The sequence below is a fragment of the Streptomyces sp. NPDC028991 genome (genome assembly GCF_055564775.1).
The window spans coordinates 11795-32110 of record NZ_JBVHVP010000008.1; the positions used below are offsets into that span (position 1 = coordinate 11795).

The 20316-nt window shown below is 73.4% G+C and carries 24 protein-coding genes; 7 read left to right on the forward strand and 17 right to left on the reverse strand.

Annotated elements, in window-relative coordinates; all coding sequences use genetic code 11:
* Window positions 1–119: 119 nt before the first annotated feature.
* The 8 genes from ACZ4V1_RS18100 to ACZ4V1_RS18135 all read right to left on the reverse strand — a co-directional run bounded on the left by ACZ4V1_RS18100 (window position 120) and on the right by ACZ4V1_RS18135 (window position 6668).
* Entirely contained in the window at window positions 120–1211 is a 1092-nt protein-coding gene (locus tag ACZ4V1_RS18100; protein WP_468336536.1) for a serine hydrolase domain-containing protein, read from the reverse strand.
* Window positions 1208–2128 carry a DUF6895 family protein gene (locus tag ACZ4V1_RS18105; RefSeq protein WP_468336539.1) on the reverse strand — a complete coding sequence of 307 codons (921 nt, stop codon included), beginning with the start codon at window positions 2126–2128 and terminating at the stop codon, window positions 1208–1210. The genes ACZ4V1_RS18100 and ACZ4V1_RS18105 overlap by 4 nt, the downstream gene beginning before the upstream one ends.
* On the reverse strand, window positions 2125–3081 hold the full coding sequence (locus ACZ4V1_RS18110) for a DUF6895 family protein (protein ID WP_468336542.1): 957 nt from the start codon (window positions 3079–3081) through the stop codon (window positions 2125–2127). The genes ACZ4V1_RS18105 and ACZ4V1_RS18110 overlap by 4 nt, the downstream gene beginning before the upstream one ends.
* On the reverse strand, window positions 3078–3785 hold the full coding sequence (locus ACZ4V1_RS18115) for a hypothetical protein (protein ID WP_468336544.1): 708 nt from the start codon (window positions 3783–3785) through the stop codon (window positions 3078–3080). The genes ACZ4V1_RS18110 and ACZ4V1_RS18115 overlap by 4 nt, the downstream gene beginning before the upstream one ends.
* Before the next feature lie 21 nt (window positions 3786–3806).
* Window positions 3807–3992, reverse strand: a complete 186-nt coding sequence (locus tag ACZ4V1_RS18120) for a hypothetical protein (protein ID WP_468336546.1) — start codon at window positions 3990–3992, stop codon at window positions 3807–3809.
* Window positions 3993–4489: 497 nt separating this feature from the next.
* Window positions 4490–4630, reverse strand: a complete 141-nt coding sequence (locus ACZ4V1_RS18125; protein WP_468336549.1) for a hypothetical protein — start codon at window positions 4628–4630, stop codon at window positions 4490–4492.
* A 210-nt stretch (window positions 4631–4840) separates the two neighbouring features.
* A complete protein-coding gene (locus ACZ4V1_RS18130; protein ID WP_468336552.1) occupies window positions 4841–5476 on the reverse strand; it encodes a class I SAM-dependent methyltransferase in 636 nt (211 codons plus the stop codon).
* Between the two features lie 190 nt (window positions 5477–5666).
* Window positions 5667–6668: a mechanosensitive ion channel family protein gene (locus ACZ4V1_RS18135; RefSeq protein WP_468336555.1), complete on the reverse strand. Its 1002-nt coding sequence runs from the start codon at window positions 6666–6668 to the stop codon at window positions 5667–5669.
* A gap of 216 nt (window positions 6669–6884) precedes the next feature.
* Here ACZ4V1_RS18135 and ACZ4V1_RS18140 point away from each other — a divergent pair, with 216 nt between their 5' ends.
* Window positions 6885–7136: a hypothetical protein gene (locus tag ACZ4V1_RS18140; RefSeq protein WP_468336558.1), complete on the forward strand. Its 252-nt coding sequence runs from the start codon at window positions 6885–6887 to the stop codon at window positions 7134–7136.
* Here the strand turns inward: ACZ4V1_RS18140 and ACZ4V1_RS18145 are convergent.
* Both ACZ4V1_RS18145 and ACZ4V1_RS18150 read right to left on the reverse strand, forming a co-directional pair.
* On the reverse strand, window positions 7113–8042 hold the full coding sequence (locus tag ACZ4V1_RS18145) for a cytochrome c oxidase assembly protein (protein ID WP_468336561.1): 930 nt from the start codon (window positions 8040–8042) through the stop codon (window positions 7113–7115). The genes ACZ4V1_RS18140 and ACZ4V1_RS18145 overlap by 24 nt on opposite strands.
* Window positions 8042–8608 (reverse strand): DUF2243 domain-containing protein, encoded by a 567-nt coding sequence (locus ACZ4V1_RS18150; protein ID WP_468336564.1) that lies wholly within the window; start codon window positions 8606–8608, stop codon window positions 8042–8044. Before ACZ4V1_RS18150 ends, ACZ4V1_RS18145 begins: the two co-directional genes overlap by 1 nt.
* A gap of 226 nt (window positions 8609–8834) precedes the next feature.
* Here ACZ4V1_RS18150 and ACZ4V1_RS18155 point away from each other — a divergent pair, with 226 nt between their 5' ends.
* The gene (locus ACZ4V1_RS18155) at window positions 8835–9188 is read left to right on the forward strand and encodes a hypothetical protein (protein WP_468336567.1); all 354 of its coding nucleotides are present in this window, start codon (window positions 8835–8837) and stop codon (window positions 9186–9188) included.
* A complete protein-coding gene (locus ACZ4V1_RS18160) occupies window positions 9185–9628 on the forward strand; it encodes a PPOX class F420-dependent oxidoreductase (RefSeq protein ID WP_468336570.1) in 444 nt (147 codons plus the stop codon). The genes ACZ4V1_RS18155 and ACZ4V1_RS18160 overlap by 4 nt, the downstream gene beginning before the upstream one ends.
* Before the next feature lie 10 nt (window positions 9629–9638).
* Here ACZ4V1_RS18160 and ACZ4V1_RS18165 read toward each other — a convergent pair whose 3' ends face one another.
* The gene (locus ACZ4V1_RS18165; protein WP_468336574.1) at window positions 9639–11765 is read right to left on the reverse strand and encodes an MMPL family transporter; all 2127 of its coding nucleotides are present in this window, start codon (window positions 11763–11765) and stop codon (window positions 9639–9641) included.
* 167 nt (window positions 11766–11932) lie between these two features.
* Window positions 11933–12439 carry a MarR family winged helix-turn-helix transcriptional regulator gene (locus ACZ4V1_RS18170; RefSeq protein WP_468336577.1) on the reverse strand — a complete coding sequence of 169 codons (507 nt, stop codon included), beginning with the start codon at window positions 12437–12439 and terminating at the stop codon, window positions 11933–11935.
* A 107-nt stretch (window positions 12440–12546) separates the two neighbouring features.
* Between ACZ4V1_RS18170 and ACZ4V1_RS18175 the strand changes: the two genes are divergently transcribed.
* Window positions 12547–14139, forward strand: coding sequence for an SDR family oxidoreductase (locus ACZ4V1_RS18175; protein WP_468336580.1), 1593 nt, complete (start codon window positions 12547–12549; stop codon window positions 14137–14139).
* A 236-nt stretch (window positions 14140–14375) separates the two neighbouring features.
* Here the strand turns inward: ACZ4V1_RS18175 and ACZ4V1_RS18180 are convergent, their stop codons facing one another.
* From ACZ4V1_RS18180 to ACZ4V1_RS18195, 4 genes are all read right to left on the reverse strand, one after another.
* Window positions 14376–14831, reverse strand: coding sequence for a hypothetical protein (locus tag ACZ4V1_RS18180; RefSeq protein WP_468336583.1), 456 nt, complete (start codon window positions 14829–14831; stop codon window positions 14376–14378).
* 73 nt (window positions 14832–14904) lie between these two features.
* Window positions 14905–15237, reverse strand: coding sequence for a DUF3140 domain-containing protein (locus ACZ4V1_RS18185; protein ID WP_468336586.1), 333 nt, complete (start codon window positions 15235–15237; stop codon window positions 14905–14907).
* Between the two features lie 6 nt (window positions 15238–15243).
* Window positions 15244–15474 carry a hypervirulence associated TUDOR domain-containing protein gene (locus tag ACZ4V1_RS18190; protein ID WP_468336589.1) on the reverse strand — a complete coding sequence of 77 codons (231 nt, stop codon included), beginning with the start codon at window positions 15472–15474 and terminating at the stop codon, window positions 15244–15246.
* Window positions 15475–15522: 48 nt separating this feature from the next.
* Entirely contained in the window at window positions 15523–16827 is a 1305-nt protein-coding gene (locus ACZ4V1_RS18195; RefSeq protein ID WP_468336592.1) for an NAD(P)/FAD-dependent oxidoreductase, read from the reverse strand.
* Window positions 16828–17039: 212 nt separating this feature from the next.
* Here ACZ4V1_RS18195 and ACZ4V1_RS18200 point away from each other — a divergent pair, with 212 nt between their 5' ends.
* The gene (locus ACZ4V1_RS18200; protein ID WP_468336595.1) at window positions 17040–17870 is read left to right on the forward strand and encodes a thioesterase family protein; all 831 of its coding nucleotides are present in this window, start codon (window positions 17040–17042) and stop codon (window positions 17868–17870) included.
* 205 nt (window positions 17871–18075) lie between these two features.
* Here the strand turns inward: ACZ4V1_RS18200 and ACZ4V1_RS18205 are convergent, their stop codons facing one another.
* Window positions 18076–18615, reverse strand: coding sequence for a DUF2269 domain-containing protein (locus tag ACZ4V1_RS18205; protein WP_468336598.1), 540 nt, complete (start codon window positions 18613–18615; stop codon window positions 18076–18078).
* Between the two features lie 190 nt (window positions 18616–18805).
* Between ACZ4V1_RS18205 and ACZ4V1_RS18210 the strand changes: the two genes are divergently transcribed.
* Window positions 18806–19231, forward strand: coding sequence for a hypothetical protein (locus tag ACZ4V1_RS18210; protein ID WP_468336601.1), 426 nt, complete (start codon window positions 18806–18808; stop codon window positions 19229–19231).
* Window positions 19232–19598: 367 nt separating this feature from the next.
* Entirely contained in the window at window positions 19599–20264 is a 666-nt protein-coding gene (locus ACZ4V1_RS18215; protein WP_468336604.1) for a fascin domain-containing protein, read from the forward strand.
* The last annotated feature ends 52 nt before the right edge of the window (window positions 20265–20316 follow it).

A 20316-nucleotide genomic window follows, 5' to 3' on the forward strand; every position in this document is an offset into this window, starting at 1 on the left:
TAGGGGTGTTGGGTTGTGGGAGAAGACTCTGGCTCGGTGGAATTGTTTTTGAGGGGTGGGGAGCCGCCTCGGGGGGGTGGTGGCGGGGGGCCGCCGTTGGGGGCGCCCCCGCGCCTTCGTCATTCCCCGGCGAGGAACGCGTAGGCGGTGGCGATGAACGGGTCGCGGGCCCGGAAGCGCCGGGTGCACACCGCGGCCAGGGCCGTGCCGGTGTCGGGCCGGAAGCCCAGGAACGCCTGCTGGCCGAGGGTGGCGCCGCTGTGGAAGTACATCGGCCCGCCGTCGGTGGGGTGCCGGAACCACGCCACGGTGTGCACGTGCCGGTGCCCCAGTCCGCGCCTGAGTACCGGCACGCGTACCGCGCGCAGCGCGCCGGCGGCCGGGGAGCCGGCCGGGTCCAGGTGGGCCTCGAGGAAGGCGAGCAGGTCGTGCGGGGTGGACCGGACGGCCCCGGCGGCCTGGAAGCCGCCCGCGTCGAAGGCGGGGACGGGGGTGCGGCCGTCCTTGCGGTGCCCCGTGGCGTCGGTCTTCCGGTCCTCCGCGCGCAGGGCCGTACCGCTCAGCCCGAGCGGGCGCAGGACGTACGCGGTGAGCAGGTCCTCCCATGCCGTGCCGGTGGCCGCGGCGACGGCGTGCCCGAGTACGGAGACGCCGTAGTTGGAGTAGTGCCAGCGGGTTCCGGGGCGGTGCCTGGGGCGGTGCCGCAGGAAGGTTCCGGTCAGCCGCTCGGCCGGGTAGCGGGCGTAGGGATTGGTGCGCCAGGCGGGCAGGCCGCGGGGGACGAAGTCGGCCGGCAGGGCGGGCAGTCCCGACGTGTGGGTGATGAGGTGGGCGAGCGTCACGGGGTCGGGACCGGCCGGCCGGGCGGGGTCCAGACAGGCGGCGGCCGGTTCGCCCCCGGTGAGCGCGCCGTTCCGGATCAGCCGGGTCAGGAGCAGTCCCGTGAAGGTCTTGGAGGCCGACCCGATCTCGTAGCGCAGGTCCTCGCGGGGGACGGCGGGGGGCGGGGCGGTGCCGCCGGTGTGCAGGGTGCGCCGGCCGTTCCGGTGGACGGCGAAGACGACGTCGGGCGCGTCGGACGCGTGGACGGCGTCGGCGAGCCGTTCGCGCAGGGCCGCCTCGTCGGCGGGTACGGAGCGTGCGTACCGCGGCGGGGTGCCCTCCTGGCCGGTGGCGGGTTCGCCCGGCCAGGGCGCGGCGCGGCCCGTCATGAGCCGGTGTGCGCCAGTTCGGCGAGGGCGCGGGAGGTGGCGAGCAGCGAGGCGAAGGCGGCGACCAGCGTCGGGTGGTAGACGATGTCGAACACCTCCTCGGGGTCGCCCTCGGGCATCGTCCGGACGGCGGGCATGGCGCCGTCCGGCTGCTGCGCGGCGGCGAAGCCCCGCCAGGCGGCCTCGTCGAGGGTGGGCCGGGGCAGGCAGGCGTCGACGACGAGGAGCTCGCCGAGCAGGTCCCAGCGTTCGAGGTCGAGCCAGTCGTCGATCCAGACCGGGAGCCAGGTGGCGAGGTAGTCGGCGATGGCCGGCGGCAGGCCGTCGGACCTCTCGCCCCAGTCGGTGAGGTGGAAGACGGTGTGGGTGATGTCGTAGGCGGTGTGGCCCTCCACCGTCCACGGTTCGGGGGTGCCGGCCAGCCAGGTGGTGCCCACCAGGTCGGCCTCGGGCGGCCTGGCCGCGAGCCCGAAGCGGCGCTGGAAGGCGGACAGGCCCAGACGCCGGGTCGGTGTCACGGGGAACCGCGTCCAGCTGTCCAGCCGGTGGTTGAGCACCGTGGCCCGCTCCACCTCGGGCTGGCTGTAGCCCAGTTCCCTGAACGGGAGGTACACCTCGAAGGGGACGGGTGAGAACGGCTCGAGGCGCTGCCCGCGCAGCAGCATGCGGCCGCCGTCCAGGGTTTCGCGCCAGGTGTGGTCGAGCAGTTGGCGGGCCAGTTGGGCCTGCCGGGACCCGGCGACGCCCTCGCGGAAGAGCACCTTGCAGATCAGGGCGAGTTCGCCGATGGGCTTGAAGCGTTCCAGGAAGCCGATCTCGGGGTCCACGTCCGGCTCCAGCCGGAAGCCGTCGCGGTGGGCCCACAGCCACTCCAGGGCACCGACTCCGACGCGGTGGATCAGGCGGGTGTCCGTCATCCCGGCGCTCCTTGTCCGGCGTGGTCCACGTCCCTCAGCCGTGCGGTGGTGAGGGCCGCCGCGAACGCGGCCATCAGCGTGGAGTGGTAGCAGTCGGTGAAGGCGTAGGGATCCGAGCCCGCATCCGAGCCGTCGGCGGACCCGGCGGCATCCTGGATGACACCCTCCTCGGGGATCGCGCCGGACGCGTGCTGTGCCTCCTCGACGCGCTGCCAGGCGTCCTCCAGGACGGCCGGCTCCGGGGGGCGCGGCACGCTCGCCGCCACCGCCAGCAACTCGCAGCTCAGGTCCCACATCCGGGCCTCCAGGCAGGTGTCGAGCCAGGGCGGCAGCCAGTGCAGGAGGTAGTCCGCCAGGTCCGGCGGCACTCCCTGGGGGGTGCGCCCCCATTCGGTGAGGTGGAAGACGACGTGGGTGAGGGCGTAACCGGCCGCGCGTTCGAAGGTCCAGGGCTCCGGCAGGCCGCCCAGCCAGGTGCGGCCCAGCGCCTTGGGCGCCCGGTCGTGGGGGATCAGGCCGCTGCGTCGTTCGGCCTCGATGACGCCGAGCCGCCGGGTGGGGTACTGCTCGGTCAGCCGCCAGCCGCGGGTCCGGGCCACCACGGCCGCGGAGGCCTCGTACCCGGTGTGCCGGTGACCGGCCGAGGCGAAGGCCGCGTAGACCTCCAGCGGGTAGGTGGCGAAGGGCTCGAGCGACTGCATCAACAGGAAGAGTTCGCCCCGGCGGGTCTGCTGCCAGGCGAAGTCCAGCAGGCCGGACACGCGGGGGTGCAGCGGGTCCGACGGCGGGGTGCGGGCGGCGACGGACGCGCAGACCTGGGCCAGTTCGCCCAGTGGCTTCCAGGTGCGGTTCACCTGGCCGTCGGCCGCCAGCGCGTCGTCGCCGAGGGCGAACCGGTCGCGGTGGGTCCACACCCAGGCCAGGGCGGCCTCCTCGACCTCCCGGACGGTCACAGGAGCACTCCGGCGGGCATCAGCCGCGCCGCCTCCAGTTGCAGGGCCACCCGCGGGTCGCTGCCGCCCATGAGCCGTACGAAGTCGAGTCCGGTCTCCAGGCCGAGGGTGTCCGGCACCCCGTCCAGGAGGGTGAGCCAGCGACCGGCGCCGGCCGCCTGCTGCCAGTCACGGCGGCGTACCGCCCGTACGAAGCCGCGGGCGACGTCCACCGGGCGGCGCCGGGCCGCACGGGTCACCGCGCACTCCTCGCCGGGCAGCGCGAGCGGGGCGAGTACGGCGAGCTGGTGGGTCAGGAGCTGCCAACTCGCGTCGTCGAGCCAGCCGGCGTCGGGTTCGGCGCCCGGATCGTCGGCGAGCGGGGCGGTCAGGGGTTGTTCGAGCCGGCGCAGGGCACGGGCCATGGCCCAGTGGCTCCACACGACGGCGGGGGCCGCGTCGGCGCGCGGCGGATGGGCCGCCACGGCGTCCTTGAACACGGCGAGTTGTCCGGGGTCGGGCGGAAGGCGCAGGAGGGCGGTGGGCAAGAGCGCGTCGGCGCCCAGAACCCGTACCGCCGCACGTACGACACCTTCGCCCGCACCGTCCTGGGACATGGTGCTCCCCGCTCGCACGTGGTCTCCGCTCCGAAGAGCGGAGACCACGTCGGAAGCGAGTTCCAGCACCGTTCCCTGGAGAAGGGCTGACGTGCTCGACTGCTCCATCTCACTGCTCCCGTCGGTCCGTCAACCCTTCTTCGGGCGCGGGGTCGGCGGCGAGAGCAGCAGGGTGGTACCTCCGGACTGGAGGGCGAGCGCGGCGCACTCGCGGCTGTCGCGGAAGACTCCGTCGGGCTCGGCGGGGTCGAGTACCGCTTCGATGTCGATGTTCTCGGTGCGGACTTCCTCGAGCACCTTGTCCTTGGAAGGCATTTCACCATCTCCCTCTGGTAGCCAAAGGCCTTCACACCACAGGTGTCCGGGAAGTCACAAAGCATGCCTCTCTTCTCAAAATTCTCAGGAGGTAACTTCTTCAACATTTCCGTTGAAACCGGCATCTTCTGTGCGATGCGCACCACGCGCGGCGTCCGGACCGACGGGGCGGCGGCGTCCGCCCGGCGGACACGGGCTGATCGTCTCGCCCGCAGGCCCTCCTCCGTCCGGTCGTCGTCATGGGCGATCGAGGCGCTGATGCGGCGAGTGTCGGAGGCGCGGTCCCGGCAGACCGGCGACCTCGGCTCGGGCGGGGGGCGAGGTGCCGCTCAGTGCCGGTCTTCGCACCCGGACGGGTTCCACGCCGTTGCCGACGACGGCGGCCACCACGCACCAGGAGCCGCGCGAACGGGCCTGGGCGGGGCACCGCGCGGCGGAGGCGGCGGAGGCGGCGGAGGGCAGGCCCGGCGGGTCCGTCCCCGGCGGAGCGGGACGCGTCACGCGGGTGACACGCCGTCACCCTCTCGCGACAGCACCGTGAGCAGGTCGTCGCGGCCGGCCAGGGCCTCCAGGGACAGGGTGCGGTAGCCGGCCCGGTCGAACAGTACGGTGATGCGGTCGCCGTCCTCGCTCAGCACCGTGCCGTCGCCCCCACTCCGCGTGCCGCACCCGCGCGCCGACCGGGTAGGCGGAGGCGGTGGGATGGACCGGCGGCGCGAGCCGCTCCCCCGGCCTCCGGTGCCCCGGCCTCCCCCGCGGGAAACGGGGGACGGCGGCGCCGGACGAGAACCGGTACCGGACACGTACCGGTACCGGACGCGTACCGGTGCCGGAGGACACCGGTGCCGTCACAGCCGCCGCAGGCGCCAGACGTGGTCCTCGCGGAAGCCTTCGACACCCTCGGGCGAGGCGCTCGGCCGGCGGACGGTCTCCTTGGTCTCGACGCTCCACTCGCCGTCCGGGAGGGCGAGTTCGGCGAGGATCCCGTCCAGGGTGGGGAAGACGGCGTCGAAGGGCGGTTCGGTCTGCCAGGAGGGCCAGCCGGCGTGCAGGACGAGCAGCAGGGTGCCGCCGTCCGCCACGGCGCGGGTGGCGTCCCGCAGGACGGTCTGCTGGTCGAGCGCGACCGGGGACTGGAGGTAGTGGGCGCTCACCAGGTCGAAGGAACCCTCGGGGAACGACCGGCCCAGCTCGTGGCGTTCCCAGGTGACGCGGTCACCGATCCCCGCGTCGGCGGCGTGCCCGGCGGCGCGTTCCAGCGCGGTGCCGGAGATGTCCACGCCGGTGACCCGCCAGCCGCGTGCGGCCAGCCACACGGCGTCAGCCCCTTCGCCGCAGCCGAGGTCCAGCGCGGTGCCGGGAGCGAGGTCGCTCGCCTCGCGGACCAGCAGGTCGTTGGGGCGACCGCTCCAGACGCGGTCGGTGTCGCGGTAGCGGGCTTCCCAGAACTCCGCGGCGGGGGGCGGGGCGGGGGTGTCGGTCATGGTGCCTCCTGGGACGGACGGGGTCGTCTGCTCGGCAGGTCGCGCGACGGCCGCCCGCCTGCTCATGTGCAGGCTGCACCGGCCGGAGCCGGAGTGACAAAGTTCTTTGCCGTTCCGGCAAAGATCGCCACTCCCCCGCCCCGTGAGCGACTCCTGCGCGCCCCGGATCGGCTCCTGCGCGCCCCGCGAGTCAGCGCGTGAGGGCGCCGGGCACGGAGTCCGGGGCGTCGGTGCGCACCCATACCGTCCGCTGCGGGAAGGGGATGTCGATGCCCGCCTCGTCCAGGGCGCCCTTGACCCGGCGGCGCAGCTCGCGGGTGACGCCCCACTGCTGGAGCGGCACGGTCTTGACCGCGAGGCGCACGAGCACGCCGTCGGCGTCCAGGGACTGCACGCCCCACACCGCGGGGTCCTCGAGCAGGAGGTCCCCGAAGTCCGGGTCCCGGCGCAGGGCGCGGCCGGCCTCCTCCAGCACGCGGTAGACGGTGTCGAGGTTCGCGTCGTAGGCCACGGCGACGTCCAGGACGGCGCGCGCCCATTCCTGGCTGTCGTTGCGGACCCGCAGGATCTCGCCGTTGCGGATGTGCCACAGGCCGCCGTTGAGGTCGCGTACGTGCGTCAGCCGCAGGCCGACGTGCTCCACCTCACCGACGGCCTCCCCGAGGTCGACCGAGTCGCCGACGCCGTACTGGTCCTCCACCATGATCAGCAGGCCTGACAGGTAGTCGGCGACCAGACTCTGCGCGCCGAAACCGATCGCCAGGCCCACCACTCCGGCACTGGCCAGCAGCGGTCCCAGTGCGATGCCGACCTGGTCGAGCACCATGGCCACGCCGACCATGAACAGCACGATGGTGACCGCGCTGCTGAGCACCGAGCCGATCGTGCGGGCCCGCTGTTCACGGCGTTGCCGCGCCCGGGACCGGTCGCGGTGCAGCACGGCGGCTCCGCGCCCCGGCCGCCGGGGCCGGCTGCGCTCGGACTCGCCCGCCGACGGTTCCAGCACGCGCTGGACGACCCGGGTGATGGCCCGCTTGGCCACCACACGCACCACCAGCAGGACGACGACGATGAGCGCGATGCGCAGCGGTATCCCGATCAGGGCCGCGGTGTGGTCGCCGATCCAGTCCGACCACGAGACCGCCAGCTGCGGATCGGCGGCCGGGCCGATGGGCGGGGAGGTGTGCGACATCGGCTCGAGTGCTCCGTTCGTCGGGGGTTTCGTCTCTGCCGTCGGGCCCGCCTACCCACGGACGGCTCGAACATGACGCCCGGCGCGGTCGTCGCGTCTCCGCCATTCACCCCTTATGTCCGAAGGTTGCCCAGTCTTCACCCGGTACCGGCCCATCACCGGCGCGGGCCAGGGCACCCGGAAGGGAGTCATCCACAGCGGAGGGGGATCTGCGGCGTGGTTACCGTTGCCGTCCTGCTGCTGCCCGGACTGGGGCTGCTGCTGTTCACCATGACGTACCTGGAGGACCGGCTCTTCGGCGACCCGGCCCCGGCCCGGCACGCCCGGCGCCGACACCTGCGTCTCGTTCCGGGCGGCCGGGCCGGCGGGGCCCCGCCGGCCCGGAAGCGGAAGCCGGCCGCACGCCGGGGACCCGCCGAACACGGCGGACGGGCCGGACAGCGCTCATCCGACCGGGACGCCGCCTGAGGCCGGGCTCGCCGGGACGGCTCCCGGGACGGCCCCCGGGCGCCGGCTGCGGCGCTCGGGCCGCCAGGTGGCCACCAGTGCCGCGGCGAGCAGGAGTTCGGCGACGTCCCCGGCGTAGTACATGATCTCCGCACCCTGCCGGACCTGGTCGACGGGCGCGTGGATGTGCACGAAGAACCCGCCGTACATCGCCTGGGCGATCAGGGCGTGGGCGGCGATCGCGACGCCCAGGTACACCAGCCGGGCCGGAACGCCGGGCCGCGCGGGCGCCGGATCGGGGCCGGCGACGGCGTGGGCGAAGAGGCACCCGGAGACCAGGAAGTGGACGTTCATCAGCCAGTGTCCCGCGGGGTGGCTCATCGCCGCGCCGTAGAGCGGGGTGAAGTACAGCAGTCCCAGGGTGCCGGTGCTCAGCACGAGCGCCACGGCGGGGTGGGTGACCAGCCGCGCGGGACGGCTGTGCAGCAGGGTGGTCACCCGGCGGGCGCCGGCCGGTGGCAGGGTGCGCAGCGCCAGTGTGACCGGCGCGGCCAGCACGAGTGCCAGTGGGGCGTACATGCCGATCAGCATGTGCTGGGCCATGTGTCCCCGGAAGTCGGTGTGGGCGGCCGGCCCCAGTGGGGGCAGCAGGGCGACGGCCAGGAGCGCCAGCCCGCCGAGGAACGATGCCGACCGCCAACCGCTCCAGCCCTGGACCGGGTTGCGGCGACGGGACCGGCGTACGGCGAGCAGGTAGCCGACGGTCGCGGCGAGGAGGATCGTCAGGACCAGCAGGGTGGGTGCCGCCTCGAGTACGCCGTCGCCGCTGCCGGGACCGTCGCCGGGGCCGTGGGGGTGCGCGGGGCGCGTGCCGTCGTGTGTGCCGTCGCCCGTGCCGGCGTGTGAGCTCCCTTGCGTGCCGTCCATCAGACCCGGCCTTCGGCCCCTGCGGTGCCGCGGGGGGCGTCGGGATCGAACGGTCGTCCACCGCGCTGGAGCAGGTGGCCACCGATCAGGAAGAGGGCTCCGAGGACGAGGAAACCGGCGTCCCACCATGCCTGGTGCGGGCCTGCGTACACGTGGTGGATGCCCAGGACGTGGTGGTCGAGAACGCCTTCGACCAGGTTGAACAGGCCCCACCCGGCCAGGATCCAGCCCCACAGCACCCGTGACGCCCACACCGCGCGCCGGTTGTGTGTGACCCGGGAGTACAGGAGCGCCAGGCCGAGCAGGACGGCGATCCAGCACACGGCGTGGAAGATGCCGTCCCACACGGTGTTCATCTCCAGCCCGGAGACGGTGTTCGGGTTGTAGTACTTCACGCCGATGCGGTCGTCGTTGGTGCTGGTGAGCATGTGGTGCCACTGGAGGAGCTGGTGGAGCAGGATGCCGTCGACGAAGCCGCCGAGTCCGACGCCGAGGACGATGCCGGGCAGCCGGACGCTGCTCGGTGCCGTCGTGGCCGCTCGGGTCTCACCTGTCGTGGTGGCCATGGCCTGTACTCCGTCCCGTCGGCGGTGCGCGCGGACCTACGGGACACGGTTTCCCGTTCGGCGGGCCGGTGTCACCCACTGGCGGGTTCCTTCCGCCCTTTTGCGTCAGCCTCCTCGATGGCTCGCACCGCTCTTGCGGCGGTGCCGCGAGGGAGCCTCCGGGACGCAGGTCACGGAGGCTCCGCGCCGTGCCGAAGGGCCACCCGGTCAGCCGGGCGATCCGTGCGTGCGTCAGGTCGCCGTGGAAGGCGAGGCCGAGGACACGGCGCTGCGGTGCGGGGAGCTGGAGGGCGGGCGACTCGCAGCGAATGTGCGTCGTATGCTGGTCGGCGACCTCCCGGCGGAGGCGCTGACCGCCGCCGTGCACCGTACGGGAGCGGGTGCCGTACGGGAGCGGGTGCCCTACGGGAGCGGTGCCGTCGTGCTGTGGGCCCAGGCGCGGCCCCGCCGTCCTGGTCGCCGGCCCGGGGCGAAGACACCGGACGCCTCCGGGGCTGCCGCGACCGCGCGGACCGGGCGAGGCTCCGGCGATGCCGTCCCGGTCGGGCACACCCGCAGCTCACGCAAGGAGATCCGATGAACACCGAGGAACGGCACCCCACGGGCGCGGACGCGGAGTTCGTGAGTTTCTGGCAGGAGCGCCGGGTGTGCTTCCTGTCGACCCCGCGCGCCGACGGGACCCCGCACCTGGTCCCGGTCGGGGTGACGTACGACCACGCCACCCGTACGGCACGCGTCATCACGAGCGGGGGCACCGCGAAGGCGCGCAACGTCCGGCGCGCCGAACGTCCCGTCGTCGCCGTCAGCCAGGTGGACGGCAGACGCTGGTCCACCCTGGAGGGCGTGGCGACCGTGCGGGACGACGCCGAGGCGGTCCGCGACGCGGAGGCCCGGTACGCGGCCCGCTACCGGCAGCCCCGCGCCAACCCGGAGCGGGTGGTCATCGAGATCGCCGTCCGGCGCTTCCTCGGCACGGTGCGCCCCCTCGCACCGGCCGAGGACGACCGCACCCGCGGGTGAGCACGCGGAGTCAGTCGCCGCTTCCCGGGCGTGCGGCGGCGGACTCCGGCGCCCCGTCCGGTGACCGGCGACCGAGGCGTCCGGGCCACCACGCGACGGCACCGATGTCGCGGGCCAGTGCCGGGACCAGCAGTGAGCGCACGACGAGCGTGTCCAGAAGGACGCCGAAGGCCACGATGAAGGCGATCTGCACCAGGAAGGCCAGCGGGATCACCCCGAGGGCGGCGAAGGTGGCGGCGAGGACGACACCGGCCGAGGTGATCACGCCACCGGTGGCGGTCAGCCCCCGCAGGATGCCCTCCCGCACCCCGTGGTCCAGCGACTCCTGCCGTACCCGGGACATGAGGAAGATGTTGTAGTCCACGCCGAGGGCGACCAGGAACACGAACCCGTACAACGGGACGGACGCGTCGGTACCGCTGAAGCCGAACACATGGGTGAAGACGAGCGCCGAGACGCCGAGGGTGGCCACGAAGTTGAGCGCCACGGTCGCCACCAGCAGCACCGGCATCAGCAGCGAGCGCAGCAGGACGGTCAGGATGACCAGGATGATGGCGAGGACCACCGGCACGATGAGCGTGCGGTCGTGTTCGGCGGTGCGCTGGGTGTCGTACTGCTGGGCCGTGTAGCCGCCGACGAGGGCGTCCGCGCCGGGCACGTCGTGGACGGCCGACCTGAGCCGTGCCACCGTGCCCTTGGCGGCGTCGCTGTCCGCCGGCGCCTGGAGCGTCGCGTCGATCCGCACGCGCCCGTCGATCACCTTCGGAGCGCCGTCGCCGGGACGTCCGGACCCGGTCGTCACGGCGGCGGAGGCGACACCGCGGGTGGCGCGGGCCGCCGCGAGGACGGGGTCCGCCCGGTCGGCGTCCGCGATGATCACGGCAGGGTTGCCGGAGCCGCCCGGGAAGTGCCGCGCGAGGGTCTGCTGGGCGGTGACGGACGGAGCGTCGTTCACGAAGATCTCGTCCAGCGGCACGCCCTTGGACGTGAGGGTCGGCGCGAAGGCGGCGCAGGCCAGCAGCGCGGCGAGGGAGACCGCCCAGATGCGGCGCGGGGCCCGGTCCACGCGTTCGGCGATGCGGTGCCACAGGCGGTGCCCGGCCTCCGGGCCGCCGGTCCGGGCGGGCTTGGCCGGCCAGTAGGCGGCGCGGCCGAGCAGGACCAGGACGGCCGGCAGGAAGGTAAGTGTGCTCAGTACGGCACAGACGATGCCGATGGCACCGACGGGTCCGAGCGCGCGGTTGTTGGTCAGGTCGCTGAGCAGCAGCGCCAGCAGGCCCAGGGCGACGGTCGCGGCGCTCGCGACCACGGCTCCCCAGGACGCGCGCAGTGCGGCACGCATGGCGCCGAACCGGTCCGGATGCCGGGCGAGTTCCTCACGGAAGCGGGCGGTGAGCAGGAGTGCGTAGTCGGTGGCGGCGCCGATCACCAGGATGGAGAGGATGCCCTGTACCTGCCCGTCGACGCGTACGACGTCGCGGCCGGCGAGCGCGTAGACGATCGCGCAGGCAAGGGCCAGTGCGAAGACGGCGCCCAGGATGATGCCCAGGGGCAGCAGGACGCTGCGGTAGACGAGCAGCAGGATCACCAGCACCGTGACCAGTGCGACGCCGAGCAGCAGCCCGTCGATGCCCGAGAAGGCGTCCGAGAGATCGGCCTGGGTGGCGGCCGGTCCGGCGAGTTGCGCGCGGGTTCCGGAGACCTGCCCGGCGACGTCTCGGATGTGCTCCAGGACGTCGGGCAGGCGGTCGCCGAGGTCGGGTTCGACCTGGACGACGGCTTGGAGGGCCTCGCCGTCGTCGGAGGGCAGGGCGGGCGTCGCGGGGCCGACGATTCCGGGCTGCCCTTCGAGACCCGCGACCGACCGGGTGGCCGCCGCCCGGTGCTCGGTGACGGCACCGCCGCCGTCGGCGGTCCACACGACGATCACGGGCAGGGTCTCGTCCTGCTGGAAGGCCTTCTGCGCGTCGACGACCCGGGTGGACTCGGCACTGCGGGGCAGGAAAGCGCTCTGGTCGTTGGTGGCGACCTCGCCGAGCTTCCCGGCGTACGGGCCGAGCGCCCCGCCGATGCCGAGCCAGACCAGGAGCAGGACGACGGGGATGAGCCAGCGGGCTCGTCGGGAGGGGATGGACATCGGCCTTCGGGTCTCCTGGTCTTCAGCGGCACTGGAAGTCACTCGATCGCTCGATTGCCAGCTCACTCGTTCATGAACAATCTCAATGATCAAGTTAGTTTGCCATCGTGACACACCGGCTTCTCCCCCCCGACGTGTCCCCCTCTGCTGCGCCGAGCGCCAGGAGATCAGCGGCCGTCCGACCGCGCCAGCCGCAGGTCCTCGTTCATCGCCGTCAGGAAGCGGACCACGACCGCCAGTTCACTGCCGTCGAAGCGGGAGCAGGTGGCCGAGGCCGCTTCGGCCAGGGGACGGAAGTACGTCCTGGCCGCCGCCCGGGCATCGGGCACATAGTGCAGATGGACGACCCGGCGGTCGGCGCTCTCCCGGACCCGGCGCACGTGCCCCGCACGCTCCAGCCGGTCCACGCACGCCGTCACCGCGCCCGAGGTGAGCCCCAGGTGCTCGCGCAGCCGCCCCGGTGTCATGGGCTCCGCCGCGTCCAGGATCGCGGCGAGTGCCTGGACGTCGGTGGCGTGCAGTCCGTGTGTGCCGGCGAAGTCGTGCACGAGGCGGTTGATCTCGCCGTTCATCCTCCGGAGCTGCGCGGCGAGGGAGTGCAGGTCACCCGCCTCGCCCCCGGCTCCGGTTTCCCGCTCGTGCGCGTGCTGTCCGCGCTGGTTCGCTGTCGCCACGTGATCAGCGTATAGAAGGGTCAACCTGGTCCGTCGCGCATCCACCGCGACCGGCGAGCGGGAAGTGATCACCGCGACGACCTCCCGTGCGAGACGGAGCCTGCCCCATGAACGAAGTACACGGCCGCGTGAGCGGTGACGGCGACAGCGCCAACGACAACGACCGTGACCGTGATGACGGAAGAGACGGGGCGGGACTGCGCTGTCTGGTCACCGGTGCCACGGGGTACATCGGCGGCCGGCTCGTGCCGGAACTCCTCGCCGCCGGGCACCGGGTGCGGTGCCTGGCCCGCTCGCCGCACAAGCTGCGCGACCACCCCTGGGCCGGGGAGGCGGAAGTGGTACGCGGAGACGTCACGGACGCCGACTCGGTGGCCGCGGCGATGGAGGGCGTCGACGTGGCCTACTACCTCGTGCACGCGCTGGGCGGCGGCGGGGACTTCGAGGAGACCGACCGGCGGGCGGCGCGCGTCTTCGCGGAACGGGCCAAGGCGGCGGGAGTGCGGCGCATCGTCTACCTCGGCGGCCTGACACCGCCGGGTGTGCCGGAGCTGGACCTGTCGCCGCACCTGCGCTCCCGCGCGGAGGTCGGCCGCGTCCTGCTGGCCTCCGGCGTGCCCACGACCGTGCTGCGCGCCGCGGTCGTCATCGGCTCGGGGTCGGCCTCCTTCGAGATGCTGCGCTACCTCACCGAGCGCCTGCCGGTGATGGTCACGCCGAGCTGGGTCCACACCCGCATCCAGCCGGTCGCCGTCCGGGACGTGCTGCGCGCCCTCGTCGGGAGCGCGCGCATGCCGGCCGACGTCTCCCGCACCTTCGACGTCGGCGGGCCGGACATCCTCACCTACCGGGACATGATGGTCCGGTACGCCGGGATCGCCGAGCTGCCGCGGCGGCTGATCCTGCCCGTGCCGATGCTCACGCCCGGCCTGTCCAGCCACTGGGTCGGCCTGGTCACCCCGGTGCCCGCGGCCATCGCGCGCCCGCTGACCGAGTCGTTGCGGCACGAGGTGGTGTGCCGCGAGAACGACATCGTCCGGTACGTGCCCGCCCCGCCGGGCTGTCCGCTCGGCTTCGACGACGCCGTCCGGCTGGCCCTGCGACGCGTACGGGAGGCGCGGGTCACCACCCGCTGGTCGTCCGCCTCCGTGCCCGGCGCACCCAGTGACCCGCTGCCCACCGATCCCGACTGGGCCGGCGGCAGCCTCTACACCGACCACCGCACCCTGACCGTCGACGCTCCGCCGGACGCGCTGTGGCGGGTCATCGAGGGGGTCGGCGGCGACAACGGCTGGTACTCCTTCCCGCTCGCCTGGGCGGTACGAGGCCGGCTGGACCGGCTGGCGGGCGGCGTCGGCCTGCGCCGCGGGCGCCGGGACGCCGCCCGGCTGCGGGCCGGCGACTCGCTCGACTTCTGGCGGGTGGAAGAGATCGTTCCCGGCCGTCTGCTCCGGCTGCGCGCGGAAATGCGTCTGCCGGGACTGGCGTGGCTGGAGATGTACGCCGAGACGGACGACGCGGGCCGGACGCGGTACCGCCAGCGGGCCCTGTTCCATCCGCACGGGCTGGCGGGCCACGCCTACTGGTGGAGCGTGTGGCCCTTCCACTCCGTGGTGTTCGGCGGCATGGCCCGCAACATCGGCCGCGCCGCCGCACGGGGCCCCGTGCCCGGACCGGTTCACGATGCCCCCGCTTCCTGAGACAGCAGCCGGCACGACCGGCGGCGGGCGGCGGGCGGCGGGCGGCGGGCGGCGGGCGGCGGGTGCGGGGGCTGGAGGGACGGGCCTGCGAGGACGGACGGGCCGTGGCCGTGCCCGAGCCGTGGCGGCTGCCGGGCCGGAGCGGGCCGCGCAAAACCCAGGCGCGTACACCCCAGGCACGTACACCAACCCAGGCACGTTCAACCCGGCGCGCGCTACCCGGGCGCGGGCGGCCGTCAGTCGAAGGGGCTGTTCGGTGTGCGGGTGTCGGGGCTGTCGGGGCGGGCCGTGTGGTCCGGGTGGTCGCGGGTCCGGCGGGCTTCCTTCATCTCCGCCTCGTACAGATGGTCGCGGCCCTCGGCCAGTTGCTCCACCGCCTCGCGCTCCAGGTCCCGGAACGCCTGGTAGTACGTCCGGTCGTAGGCCTCGACGATCTGGAACGTCCAGTGGCCCGGGATGACGTTGCGCCCGACGATCTCCCTCTCCACGCGTTCCGCCCACTCCGCGTGGCCCGCCTCGCGCAGCAGTGCCACGGCGCGGTCCAGTTGGAGGTCCGCCGTGCCGGTGAGCTGGTGGAAGGAGAACAGGTGCCCACGGGCTCGCTCGGTCGTCTCCAGCGCCTTCGACAGGGACCCGAGCGCTTCCACCGTCTGATCGCCGAGGCCTCCGGGGCGCCGGTGCGGATCTTCCATACCGTGGCGGTTCCTTTCCGTGTACGGGACCGAATGCGGATCGGTACGCGTGGCGGTGTCCGTGAGAACGGCGTCATGCCAGCGGGTCGTGTCCCCAGTTCATGAGCGAGTACCGCCAGCGGGTGTCCCGCACATCGCCCGAGGGACGCTGGGCCAGGTGCCGGCGGACGTAGCCGACGACCTTGCGCATGTGCTGGTAGTCGTCGTCCGAGAGGTCGCCCTTCTTCGTCCGCAGAATGCCGACGATCCTCCGCCCGGACGCGTGCCCGGTGGACTCTCCCCCGTCCTTGTGCTGTCCGACGTCCCGCGACCGGTCCAAGGCCAGCCACTTCTCCAGTTCGGTCGGCGTCATGTTGACCAGTTCGTGGAATCCGTCCCAGGTCTCCTCGCGCTCCTCGCCGTCCACGCCGGTTCACTTCCTCTTCTTCAGCGCGGACGGCTTGTGCACCGCGGACTTGCCCGACTTCTCGCTGCGGACCTGGTACTGCGGTTCTTCCGGGGACGCGTCCACCGTGCGGCCCGCGGCCTCGGTCCGCTCGGTGATCTTCTTCTCCACCTTCCCCTCGGTCCGGGTGCCGTGGGTGTTCCAGGCGACCCTGTCGCCCTTCTTCGGATCGTCGCGCTCGTCGCGGTTCTTCGCCATCTCGGTACTCCTTCGTCTGCCGGTCGTTCGCGGAGACCGGGGAACGGGTCAGGTTCGGAAGCCGTCTTCCTGGTGGTACGCCGCAAGCGCGTCCTTCGGGCGCGTTCCGTCCCGCAGGTCCGCCAGGACGTCCCGTGCCGCCCGGCTGCCGGAGGCCAGGGCCCCCTGGACCGATCCGGTGGCGCGGTGGTCCCCGCACACGTAGCGCCCCTCGGCCCAGCGGGTGTCGCGGTTCAACGGCCACGGGGGACGCATCGCCGGAAGGGCGCCCTCGACGGTGTACGTGGCGACCGGTTGCCAGTCGGCCGTGTCGGTGCCGTACAGCACCGCCGCACGCCGCCGGACGGCGCTCTCACCGTCCGGCGCGTCCGCGCCCAGTACCGACGTGGAGACCAGCGCGGTGCCCGGCGGGGCGTAGGTGGGGCTGACCTCGGTGAGCACGCAGGTGTTGAGGACGGCGAGCGTGCTGTCGACCACGAGGGTCGGCTCGGGCAACGGTGAGCGCCCGGTGGCGTGGTAGTAGGTGGTGACGGTCCGGCCGGGCGGCACGTCGAGCCCCGGCAGCAGGCGTGCCGCGGCGGCCGCGCCGGTGGCCACGACCACGGCGCCGGCGCCTCGCTCGCTGCCGTCCTGGAGCAGCACACCCCCGTCGGTGAGGCTGCGGACGGGCGAGTCCAGCCGTACCGTGCCCTCCGGGAGCCGGGCGGCCAGGAGCCGCGGCACACTGCCGATCCCCTGGGCCGGGAGGCAGAGGGTGCCGCGGGCCATGCTGCGCCACACGAGGTGGAAGAAGCGGGCCGACGTCTCCAGTTCCGCTTCCAGGAAAACGCCCGCCAGGAAAGGGCGCAGCAGGTCGTCCACCGCGTCGCGGGACAGCCCGCCGCGCGCCAGGGCCTGGGCGGTGGTCCGGTCCCGGCCTCGTTCGAGCAGGGCGGTGGGGGCCAGTACGTCCTTGACGGTGAGGCCGGCCAGTGCCATGAGGTCGCGGGCTCCCGGGGCCCGGCCCGGCAGCAGACCGCCGGCCTCGCGCGGGCGCCGGGTCGGGTCGGTGAGACGCGCGACACCGGACGGCGTGTGGGCCAGTACACCGGGCGTGAACGGCCGCAGGCGCAGCCTTCGCAGCGGCAGCAGCCGCCGGACCTGCGGATAGGCGGTGTTGAAGACCTGGAAGCCGCGGTCCAGGAGAAAGCCGTCCCGGCGGTCCGTGCGCATGCGCCCGCCGACCTCGTCGGAGGCCTCGTGGAGCGTGACGCGCAGGCCGGCACGGGTGAGACCGAAGGCGCAGGCCAGCCCGGCGAGGCCGCCCCCGACCACGAGGACGTCCGGTTCCCGGCCGTGCCCGTCGCTCGCCATGCACGCTCCTTCCGCCTCCTCAACAGCCTGAGCCCCTCACGGAGGTCGCACCACTCGGGCGGGACCCGTCGGCGCCGCGCGTCGGCCGGGCCGGCCGGGCCCCCTCCGGGGGCGCCGGCTCCGCCGCCCGCCGCCGAACTATCCTGGCCGCGGCCCCGGCGCCGCCGTCCGGGGCTTCCCCTCGTCACCACCGTCGCTCCGGGAGCAGTCCGTTGAACAGCAGTCCCCCGAACAACAGGTCGTCGAACAGCGGCACAGCGAACCCGGACAGCTACTACGAGCGCATCGACGAGCACCGCTACAAGCCCACCGTTCACGCCGGCGGGGCATGGAGCGCGGACGAGCAGCACTTCAGTCCGCTCGGGGGCCTGATCGTCCACGCCGTCGACCGCCACCTGGCCGGACGTGCCGGTGCGAGCATGTCAGTGAGCCGCATCGGCTTCGACATCCTCGGCCGGCCGGCACTGGACGAGTGCGAGATACGGGTGGAGACCATCCGGCCGGGACGCACCATCGAACTGGTGGAGGCGACCGTACTCATCGCGGACCGGTCCGTGGCGCGGGCCAGGGCCTGGCTGCTGGCCGACGTGGACACCAGCGCCGTCGCCGGTGGCGGCGCCGACCGGCTCACCGCGCCGGAGACGCTCGCGTCCTGGCCGATGGCCTCCGAGTGGCCGGGCGGATACATCGCCTCGCTGGACGTGCGCCCGCTCGCCCCGCCCCGGCCGGGCCGCACCACCGCCTGGGTCTCCACCGGGCTCGACCTGGTCGCCGGGGAGGCGGCGAGCCCGCTGGCGTCCTACGTCGCGCTGGTCGACACGGCCAACGGCATCGCGGTACGGCGGTCGCCGGCGGAGTGGATGTTCCCGAACGTCGACCTGACCCTGCACCTGCACCGCGCGCCGCGCGGCCGGTGGACCGGCCTGGACACCACCGTCGTCTTCGGTCCCACGGGTCAGGGCATCACCAGCACCGTGCTGCACGACGTGGACGGCCCCGTCGGGCACGCGCAGCAGATGCTCACCGTCCGCCCGCAGCCGTGAACGACCGGCGGCCCGGCCCACGCCCGACGCCTCGGTCCTGGCCGGCGGGCGGGTCTGCGGGCGGGTCGGCGGGCGGGTCTGCGGGCGGGTCGGCGGGCGGGTCTGCGGGCGGGTCTGCGAGAACCCGTCGGGCAGGGACGACACCGCGTGTCACCTTGACCGGAGCGGGCGGGGCCGGGCCGGATGCCGGCCGCACCCGACGCGTTCACACTCCGGCCGTACTGGTCCGGTGGCCGCGCCCGCCGGACCCGGCCGCTCCTCGCAGCCTGCGGCCACGCCGCGTCGGCCCCCAGGGCTTGAGGAGTGAGATCACCGTCATGAAGACGTAGGCGGACAGCGAGACGACCGGCCCGAACAGCACGTCGCCCGCGTCGGGCAGCGGCCCGCCCGCGGCGACCGCGGCGACGGCCGAGTTCACGCCCGGGCGCAGCGCGAAGACCGTGGCGGTCGTCGTGGCCAGCGTCAGCCAGAACTTCGTGAACACCCACCGGTGCCTGGCCAGCCCCCACGGCGTGCCCAGGGCCAGCACCACACCGCTCGACAGGGTCAGGACGGCGAGCGGGAGCAGGAGCCAGTCGGCGAAGAGCTTCATGCCTCGGACACTGGCCTCCACGGTCCCCACGGACGCGGTGGTGGCGGCGGTGGCCCCGAGCGCCAGGAGGCCGAGCGAGAGCCCGAGCCAGCCGGCGGAGGCGACGACATGGACGACGAGGGAGGCCCGGCGTGCGGGACGGCTGAGTTTCACCCCGTCCACGCTGCCGGGCGGCGGCCGTGAAGACGTCCGGCGACGGGAGTAACCCCATGTACCGACCCGGGCGTACGCGGCGAGGCGGGCCGTGCCACGAACGGCGCAGTCGTTCCTTTCCCGCCCTGCGGTGCGCCGTGGCCCGCCATAGGCTGACACGCGTCTCCAGGAATCGCCGCTAGGAGTTCTCATGCGTCTGCCCGTCGAGCTCAGGCATGTCGCCCCACGACTGGCCACCGGGGCTTTCATTCTCAACTCCGGACTGTCGAAGCGCGGGGCCGATGAGCAGACCGCCGCCATGCTGCACGGAATGGCGAAGAACACCTATCCGTTCCTGGGCAGGCTGCAGCCCGGTACCTTCGCCCGGCTGCTTTCCGCCGGTGAGACGGCGCTCGGCGCCGCGCTGCTCCTGCCGGTCGTGCCGACGGCCGTGGCGGGCGTCGGCCTGACCGCGTTCTCCGCCGGGCTGGTGGGTCTGTACCTGCGCACGCCCGGCATGCGCGAGGAGGGCAGCCTGCGCCCGACCCAGGAGGGCACGGCTCTGGCGAAGGACACCTGGATGCTCGGCATCGGGATCGGATTCGTCGTCGACGGCATCACCCGCAGGGGCCGGTGACGGCGCGGCGCCCGCCCAGTGGCCGCGACGGTAACGAGAAGCATCACCGGAATTAACGGGAAACCACGGAATCCGTAATGCAGCGTGATTCCGTTCAACTTTCGCCGAATCAACGCCGGATCACTGCCGAAACACACGTCACGTCACTATGCTGAAACCGCTTCGCCGAGTTGGCGCAGCGGCTGCCGACGCGCCCGGGGAGGGGCGCCGACGGCAGTTGTCGGGGGGCGCGGAGAAAATGAGAAAACGGCAGGTGCTGTTCCTGCCTCGAGAATCTCGAGAGCTCGTCAGGAATCCGCCACGGGTCCGTTGCCTCGCCACCCCCGGCATTCGTTTCCACGAAAGCTGAGGAATCCCCGTGAGACGCATGACCTCCGCGCTTCTGTCCCTGAGCGCCCTGCTGGCGACCTCCGCTCTGGCCGCTCCCGCGGCCGGAGCCGCCCCGGGGGCCGACGGGCCGGCCGCCGTGCCCGCCGGATGGGAGGCGGTGGACGCGAGCGATCTGGCGCGCATCACCGGGGAGGCGGACGCCCGGCAGGCTCCGCCGGCCGCCCAGGACGGCTCCCTCGCAGCGGCCGCGGAGCCCGATCCGCTGGCGATGCAGTCGGCTCGCAACGGCCGCTTCGTGGCCACCGAGGTGAACTACGCCGCCCCCAACACCGGGGTCCTGCGGGCTCGTTCGGCCGAGTTCGGCGGCTCCTGGGAAAGCTTCGCCTTCGAGTGGGACGAAGCCACCCAGACGTACGCCCTGAGGTCCCTGGCCAACAACCGCTACGTGGCGGTGGAGAAGAACTTCACCGGCAGCGCGCGGAACGTCCTACGGGCCCGCTCCACGAGCGTGGGCGGCTGGGAGCGGTTCTTCGTTTACTACAACGAGGACCTGGAGCGCTGGGCGCTCCAGTCCACGCTGAACGGACTCTTCGTCACCATGGAGAACGGCTACACCGGTTCGCTCCAGTACGCGCTGCGCGCCCGCTCCGCCGACATCACCGGCTCCTGGGAGGAGTTCGTCCTGTACGACCTCGGCGCCTGACACCCGTCGAGCCGACCCACCGGCGCCCGCATGGAACTCGGGCACCGGTGGC

Bases quoted from the DNA above. Each gene is read 5' to 3' on its own strand.
- ACZ4V1_RS18215 (WP_468336604.1), top strand. From the start codon at position 19,599: ATGACCTCCGCGCTTCTGTCCCTGAGCGCCCTGCTGGCGACCTCCGCT.
- ACZ4V1_RS18130 (WP_468336552.1), bottom strand. From the start codon at position 5,476: ATGACCGACACCCCCGCCCCGCCCCCCGCCGCGGAGTTCTGGGAAGCC.
- ACZ4V1_RS18120 (WP_468336546.1), bottom strand. From the start codon at position 3,992: ATGCCTTCCAAGGACAAGGTGCTCGAGGAAGTCCGCACCGAGAACATC.
- ACZ4V1_RS18135 (WP_468336555.1), bottom strand. From the start codon at position 6,668: ATGTCGCACACCTCCCCGCCCATCGGCCCGGCCGCCGATCCGCAGCTG.
- ACZ4V1_RS18145 (WP_468336561.1), bottom strand. From the start codon at position 8,042: ATGGACGGCACGCAAGGGAGCTCACACGCCGGCACGGGCGACGGCACA.
- ACZ4V1_RS18210 (WP_468336601.1), top strand. From the start codon at position 18,806: ATGCGTCTGCCCGTCGAGCTCAGGCATGTCGCCCCACGACTGGCCACC.
- ACZ4V1_RS18150 (WP_468336564.1), bottom strand. From the start codon at position 8,608: ATGGCCACCACGACAGGTGAGACCCGAGCGGCCACGACGGCACCGAGC.
- ACZ4V1_RS18195 (WP_468336592.1), bottom strand. From the start codon at position 16,827: ATGGCGAGCGACGGGCACGGCCGGGAACCGGACGTCCTCGTGGTCGGG.
- ACZ4V1_RS18180 (WP_468336583.1), bottom strand. From the start codon at position 14,831: ATGGAAGATCCGCACCGGCGCCCCGGAGGCCTCGGCGATCAGACGGTG.
- ACZ4V1_RS18105 (WP_468336539.1), bottom strand. From the start codon at position 2,128: ATGACGGACACCCGCCTGATCCACCGCGTCGGAGTCGGTGCCCTGGAG.
- ACZ4V1_RS18175 (WP_468336580.1), top strand. From the start codon at position 12,547: ATGAACGAAGTACACGGCCGCGTGAGCGGTGACGGCGACAGCGCCAAC.
- ACZ4V1_RS18115 (WP_468336544.1), bottom strand. From the start codon at position 3,785: ATGGAGCAGTCGAGCACGTCAGCCCTTCTCCAGGGAACGGTGCTGGAA.
- ACZ4V1_RS18190 (WP_468336589.1), bottom strand. From the start codon at position 15,474: ATGGCGAAGAACCGCGACGAGCGCGACGATCCGAAGAAGGGCGACAGG.
- ACZ4V1_RS18160 (WP_468336570.1), top strand. From the start codon at position 9,185: ATGAACACCGAGGAACGGCACCCCACGGGCGCGGACGCGGAGTTCGTG.
- ACZ4V1_RS18100 (WP_468336536.1), bottom strand. From the start codon at position 1,211: ATGACGGGCCGCGCCGCGCCCTGGCCGGGCGAACCCGCCACCGGCCAG.
- ACZ4V1_RS18165 (WP_468336574.1), bottom strand. From the start codon at position 11,765: ATGTCCATCCCCTCCCGACGAGCCCGCTGGCTCATCCCCGTCGTCCTG.